Raw genomic sequence first — 6,415 nt, forward strand, 5'->3', positions numbered from 1 at the left:
CCCACCCGCCCCGCCTGAACGGAGACGCGGCATGACCAGCGAGCCGTTGCCGGAGCACCCGGACTTCCTGTGGCGCAACCCCGAACCGCGCTCCTCGTACGACGTCGTCATCGTCGGCGCGGGAGGCCATGGCCTGGCCACCGCCTACTACCTGGCCAAGAACCACGGCATCACCAAGGTCGCCGTCCTGGAGAAGGGCTGGCTGGCCGGCGGCAACATGGCACGCAACACCACGATCATCCGCTCGAACTACCTGTGGGACGAGAGCGCGGCGATCTACGAGCACGCGCTCAAGCTGTGGGAGCGGCTCCCGGAGGAGCTGGACTACGACTTCCTGTTCAGCCAGCGCGGCGTCCTCAATCTCGCGCACACCCTCCAGGACGTGCGCGAGGGCGTGCGCCGCGTGGGCGCCAACCGTCTCAACGGTGTCGACGCCGAGTGGCTGGAGCCGGACGAGGTCGCCAAGGTCTGCCCCATCCTCAACGTCTCGTCCCGCACCCGCTATCCGGTCCTGGGCGGCACCTTCCAGCCGCGGGCCGGTATCGCCAAACACGACCACGTCGCCTGGGCGCTGGCCCGCCGGGCCGACGAGATGGGCGTGGACCTGATCCAGGGCTGCGAGGTCACCGGCTTCCTCAAGGACGGCGACCGGGTCGTGGGCGTCGACACCAACCGCGGCCGCATCCTCGCCGGCCGGGTCGGCCTCGCGGCCGCCGGGCACAGCAGCGTGCTGGCCGAGCGGGCGGGTGTACGGCTGCCGGTGCAGTCCCATCCGCTCCAGGCGCTGGTCTCCGAGCTGCACGAGCCGGTCCACCCCACGGTTGTCATGTCGAACCACGTCCACGTGTACGTGTCCCAGGCACACAAGGGTGAACTGGTGATGGGCGCCGGCGTGGACTCGTACAACGGTTACGGGCAGCGCGGCTCCTTCCACGTGATCGAGCGTCAGATGGCCGCCGCCGTGGAGCTGTTCCCCGTCTTCGCCCGCGCGCACGTGCTGCGGACCTGGGGCGGCATCGTCGACGTCACCCCGGACGCCTCCCCGATCATCGGCACCACGCCCGTCGAGAACCTCTACGTCAACTGCGGCTGGGGCACCGGTGGGTTCAAGGCCACCCCGGCCGCCGGCTGGACCTTCGCGCACACCATCGCCACGGGCGAGCCACATCCGCTGAACGCCCCCTTCGCCCTCGAACGCTTCACGACGGGTGCGTTGATCGACGAGCACGGCGCCGCGGCCGTGGCCCACTGAGGAGGACACTGTGCTGCTGATCAGCTGCCCCTGGTGCGGGCCGCGGGACGAGACCGAATACCACTACGGCGGCCAGGCCCACGTCCCCTACCCCGAGAACCCCGCGGACCTCACCGACGAGCAGTGGGCCGAGTACGTCTTCTACCGCGACAACCCCAAGGGCCCCTTCGCCGAACGGTGGATGCACAGCATCGGCTGCCGCCGCTGGTTCAACGTCCTGCGCGACACCGCCACCCACGAGGTGTTGACCTCCTACCGGCTCGACGAGCCCCGCCCCGAACTGCCCCAGGCCGGAGGGATCCGATGACCGACCAGCACTACCGGCTCCGGCAGGGCGGACGCGTCGACCGCGACACCGTGCTGCGATTCACCGTCGACGGGCGGGAGTTGACCGGGCACCCCGGAGACACCGTCGCCTCGGCGATGCTGGCGAACGGGCTCGTCGAGGTCGCCCCGTCGCTCTACCGCGGGCGCCCGCGCGGCATCGTCGCCGCGGGTGTCGAGGAGCCCAACGCCCTGGTGCAGTTGGACGGTTCGTGCTCGGAGGGCATGCTCCCGGCCACGACCGTGGAGCTGTACGACGGCCTGTCCGCCACCACGCTGTCCGGGATGGGCCGGCTCGACCCGGCCTCCGACCCCGCCGTGTACGACAAGAAGTACGTCCACACCGACGTCCTGGTCGTCGGCGCCGGACCGGCCGGGCTGGCGGCCGCCGCCGCTGCCGCCGGCTCCGGAGCCCGTGTGATCCTCGTCGACGACCAGCCCGAGCCCGGCGGCTCACTGCTCTCCGGTACGCGGACGGACCTGGACCGGGTCGCCGACCTCCGCGCGGCACTCGACGCCGCCCCCGAGACGGTCGTACTGCACCGCACCACAGCCTTCGGATCGTACGACGACAACTACGTGCTGGCTCTGCAGCGGCGCACCGACCACCTCGGATCCGACGCCCCCGAACCCTCCGCAGGCATCTCGCGCCAGCGGCTGTGGCGCATCCGGGCCCGCCAGGTGGTCCTGGCGACCGGCGCTCACGAACGTCCGCTGGTCTTCGCCGGCAACGACCGACCCGGAGTGATGCTCGCGGCGGCCGTGCGCTCGTACCTCAACCGATACGCCGTGGCTCCGGGGTCGCGGGCCGTGGTGAGTACGACCAACGACAGCGCCTACGACACGGTCGCCGATCTCCACGCCGCCGGGATCGACATCGCCGCCGTCGTGGACGCCCGCCCCGAACTGTCCCACCGGGCCGCCGAGGTCGCCGTGGCGACCGGGGTGCGCGTGCTGACGGGCAGTGCGGTTGTCAACACCTCGGGCGAGGGGCGGCTCGCCGGCGTCACCGTCCAGGCCCTCGACGAGGAGGGTCAACTCACTGGTGATCCCACGTCGTTCGACTGCGATCTACTCGCCGTCTCGGGCGGGTGGAGCCCGGTGGTGCACCTGCACAGCCAGCGCCAGGGCCGGCTGCGCTGGGACGAAGGGCTGGTCGCCTTCGTCCCCGACGGCGCCGTACGGGACCAGCAGGTCGTGGGTGCGGCGCGCGGGACGTACGACCTCGACGGCTGTCTGGCCGAGGGGGCAAGGGCCGGGGCGCGGGCCGCGACGGACGCCGGGTTCCCGGTTCCGGTGCCCACGGTTTCGCATAAGGAAGTACGCCCTGATGTGCGCGCCCTGTGGCTGGTTCCCTCCCCCGACGGCGAACCCGGTGGCTGGGACACCCACTTCGTCGACCTGCAGCGCGACGTCACGGTCGCCGACGTCTGGCGGTCCACCGGCGCCGGCATGCGCGGTGTCGAGCACGTCAAGCGCTACACCTCGCTCGGCACGGCGAACGACCAGGGCAAGACGTCGGGAGTCAACGCGATCGGGGTGATCGCCGAGGCCCTCGGCGGTTCGCTGGGAGAGATCGGCACCACGGCCTACCGGGCGCCGTACACGCCGGTGGCCTTCGCCGCCCTGGCCGGGCGTGAACGCGGCGAGCTGTTCGACCCCGAACGCACCACCTCCATCCACGGCTGGCACGTCGCGCACGGTGCGGAGTTCGAGGACGTCGGGCAGTGGAAGCGTCCCTGGTACTACCCGGAGCCCGGTGAGGACATGGACACGGCCGTGGCCCGCGAGTGCCGCGCGGCCCGTGAAGGGGTGGCGTTCATGGACGCCTCCACACTCGGCAAGATCGAGATCTGGGGCTCGGACGCGGGCGAGTTCCTGGGCCGCGTCTACACGAACGCCTTCAAGAAGCTGAAGCCCGGCACGGCCCGTTACGGCGTGATGTGCAAGCCCGACGGCATGATCTTCGACGACGGTGTGACGCTGCGCCTCGACGACAACCGCTACTTCATGACCACCACGACCGGCGGCGCCGCCGGTGTCCTGGACTGGCTGGAGGAGTGGCTGCAGACCGAGTGGCCCGAACTCGACGTCCACTGCACCTCGGTGACCGAGCAGTGGTCGACGATCGCCGTCGTCGGCCCGCGCTCGCGCGAGGTCGTCGCCCATCTCGCCCCCGACGTCGACCTGTCGAACGACGCCTTCCCGTTCATGGCCTTCCGCGAGACCACCCTGGCCTCCGGCATCCCCGCCCGTATCTGCCGGATCTCCTTCTCCGGCGAACTCGCCTACGAGATCAACGTCTCCGCGTGGTACGGCCTGGCGGTGTGGGAGGAGGTGGACGCGGTCGGACGCCCGTACGGCATCACTCCGTACGGCACCGAGACCATGCACGTCCTGCGGGCCGAGAAGGGCTACATCATCGTCGGCCAGGACACCGACGGCACCGTCACCCCGCAGGACGCGGGCATGTCCTGGGTGGTCTCGAAGCAGAAGGATTTTGTCGGAAAGCGGTCCCACTCCCGCCCTGACACCTCGCGCACCGACCGCAAGCAGTTGGTCGGCCTGCTGCCGTCCGACCGCACGACCCGGCTGCCGGAAGGCACTCAACTCGTCGCGCCAGGCGTCCCCTTGGAGACGGTGCCCGTGCCGATGCTCGGCCACGTCACCTCCAGCTACCACAGCCAGGCCCTCGGCCGCCCCTTCGCCCTCGCCCTCGTCGCCGACGGGCGGGCCAGGATCGGCGAGACCCTGCTCGCCCCCGTGGGCGAGGAGTTGGTGCCCGTCCTGGTGGCCGACTCCGTCCTCTACGACCCCGAAGGGACCAAGCGAGATGGCTGAGCGCGAGCCGACGATCGACGCGGGCGCGGGCCCGGCGGCCCTGCGCACCAGCCCGCTGGCACATCTGGAGGAGCGGATGCGTGCCGCCGCCGTCACCGGCGCCCGCGGCGTCGCACTGACCGAGAGGCCGTTCACCACCATGGTGAACCTGCGCGTCGACATCGCTTCGGAAGCGGCCGACCGCATCGGGAAGGCCCTGGGGGCGCCGCTCCCCGGACAGTGCGGCACCACCACCGCGTCCGGCCCCCACACGGTCGTCTGGCTCGGCCCCGACGAATGGCTCGTGCTGTCCCAGGCCGACGCGACCGCTGTGACCGCCGAGTTGCGGGAGGCGCTCCAAGGAGCCCCGGGCTCGGTCGTGGACGTCTCCGCGAACCGCACCACGCTGGAGCTGGGCGGCCCCTCCGCCCGGCAGGTGCTGGAGAAGGGCTGCCCGCTGGACCTCCATCCCCGGGCCTTCGGCCCCGGTCGGGCGGTGTCGACCACGGTGGGACCTGTCCCCGTGCTCCTCTGGAAGGTCGACGACGCACCGACGTACCGGCTCCTGCCGCGGTCCTCGTTCTCCGGCTACCTGGCGCGCTGGCTCATCGACGCCATGAGCGAGTACCGCGGCCCCGAGGTCCCCTGACGGCGTCGGGCGCGTTCGATCCGTACGCGCTCAGAGCAGTGCGAGCAGCTTCTCGGTGAACTCGTCGGTCGTCGCCGTGCCGCCCAGGTCGCGGGTGCGGACGTCCGTCTTGGCCAGTACGGCGGTGATGGCCTCGTTGACGTCGTGGGCGGCCTCGGGATGGCCGAGGTGGTCGAGCATCAGCGCCGCCGAGCCGATCGCGCCCAGCGGGTTGGCGATGCCCCGGCCGGCGATGTCGGGGGCAGAACCGTGCACCGGCTCGAACATGGAGGGAAACTCCCGCTCGGGGTTGAGGCTCCCGGACGGGGCGATGCCGATCGAGCCGGCCACGGCCGCCGCGAGGTCGCTGAGGATGTCACCGAAGAGGTTGGAGGCGACGACCACGTCGAAGCGGGCGGGGTCGAGGACGAACTTGGCGGCCAGCGCGTCGATGTGCTCCTGGTCCCAGCTGACGCCGGGGTGCCCGGCGGCGCGTTCGGCGACCAGTTCGTCCCAGAACGGCATGGTGTGGATGATGCCGTTGGACTTCGTCGCCGAGGTGACCTTCCCACGGCGGCCGGCGGCCAGCCGGAAGGCGTAGTCGACGATCCGGGTCACCCCGGCCCTCGTGAACACCGTCTCCTGGACGGCCAGTTCCTCCGGCGTCCCCTGGTTCAGCCGACCGCCGATCTCGCTGTACTCGCCCTCGACGTTCTCCCGTACGACGACCAGGTCGACCTCGCCCGCCGCGGCGGCGCGCAGCGGGCTGTCCACACCCTCGAAGACCCGGACCGGCCGCAGGTTGACGTACTGCCGGAAGTGGCGGCGGATCGGGATCAGCAGCCCCCAGAGCGAGACGTGGTCCGGCACGCCCGGATAGCCGACGGCGCCGAGCAGGATCGCGTCCGCCTCCCGCAGCCGGTCCAGCCCGTCCTCGGGCATCATCGCGCCCTCGCTCAGATAGCGCTCGCAGGACCAGTCGTAGGAGGTGTAGGAGAACGCGATGCCGTGGCGGCGGCCGACCGCGTCCAGGACCTGCTGGGCGGGCGGGAGGACTTCCGTCCCGATGCCGTCGCCGGGGATGAGGGCGATGCGGTGGTTCGTCATGGGCCGATTGGAGCAGCGGGTGCGGCGGCGCGTCCAAGACGCGTTCTCGATGTGCCTTATAAGGCAGCGTGATAAGCGGCCCGGGCAGGGGTGCTCCTAATGGCGTCGTAAGACGTTGGTGCTGATCCTGCTGGCCGAACGTCTTGAGTGAGCCGGCATGTGGTGATCCGTAGCCGCTCCTGAGGCCTGACCTCCCGAGACAGAGTCGGCCCCGCACGCTGGCTCACTCGTTCGTTCCTCATCGTGGGGTGGCGGGGGCGGCCCGCGCTCCTGCCTTCGTCCCG

5 protein-coding genes are annotated in these 6,415 nt (G+C 71.2%); 4 read left to right on the forward strand and 1 reads right to left on the reverse strand.

Translation table 11 applies throughout. The features are described from left to right. The first annotated feature begins 31 nt into the window (after positions 1-31). From FNH08_RS41570 to FNH08_RS41585, 4 genes are all read left to right on the forward strand, one after another. Positions 32-1,252 (forward strand): sarcosine oxidase subunit beta family protein, encoded by a 1,221-nt coding sequence (locus FNH08_RS41570; protein WP_152776702.1) that lies wholly within the window; start codon positions 32-34, stop codon positions 1,250-1,252. A 10-nt stretch (positions 1,253-1,262) separates the two neighbouring features. After that, on the forward strand, positions 1,263-1,559 hold the full coding sequence (locus FNH08_RS41575) for a sarcosine oxidase subunit delta (RefSeq protein WP_322726312.1): 297 nt from the start codon (positions 1,263-1,265) through the stop codon (positions 1,557-1,559). Beyond that, the gene (locus tag FNH08_RS41580; RefSeq protein WP_152776703.1) at positions 1,556-4,417 is read left to right on the forward strand and encodes a sarcosine oxidase subunit alpha family protein; all 2,862 of its coding nucleotides are present in this window, start codon (positions 1,556-1,558) and stop codon (positions 4,415-4,417) included. Before FNH08_RS41575 ends, FNH08_RS41580 begins: the two co-directional genes overlap by 4 nt. A gap of 76 nt (positions 4,418-4,493) precedes the next feature. Beyond that, on the forward strand, positions 4,494-5,045 hold the full coding sequence (locus tag FNH08_RS41585; RefSeq protein ID WP_194238805.1) for a sarcosine oxidase subunit gamma: 552 nt from the start codon (positions 4,494-4,496) through the stop codon (positions 5,043-5,045). Positions 5,046-5,075: 30 nt separating this feature from the next. Here FNH08_RS41585 and FNH08_RS41590 read toward each other — a convergent pair whose 3' ends face one another. Further along, positions 5,076-6,131: a tartrate dehydrogenase gene (locus FNH08_RS41590; protein WP_152776705.1), complete on the reverse strand. Its 1,056-nt coding sequence runs from the start codon at positions 6,129-6,131 to the stop codon at positions 5,076-5,078. Between the last annotated feature and the right edge of the window lie 284 nt (positions 6,132-6,415).

The organism is Streptomyces spongiae, assembly GCF_009377185.1.
Lineage (GTDB): Bacteria > Actinomycetota > Actinomycetes > Streptomycetales > Streptomycetaceae > Streptomyces > Streptomyces spongiae.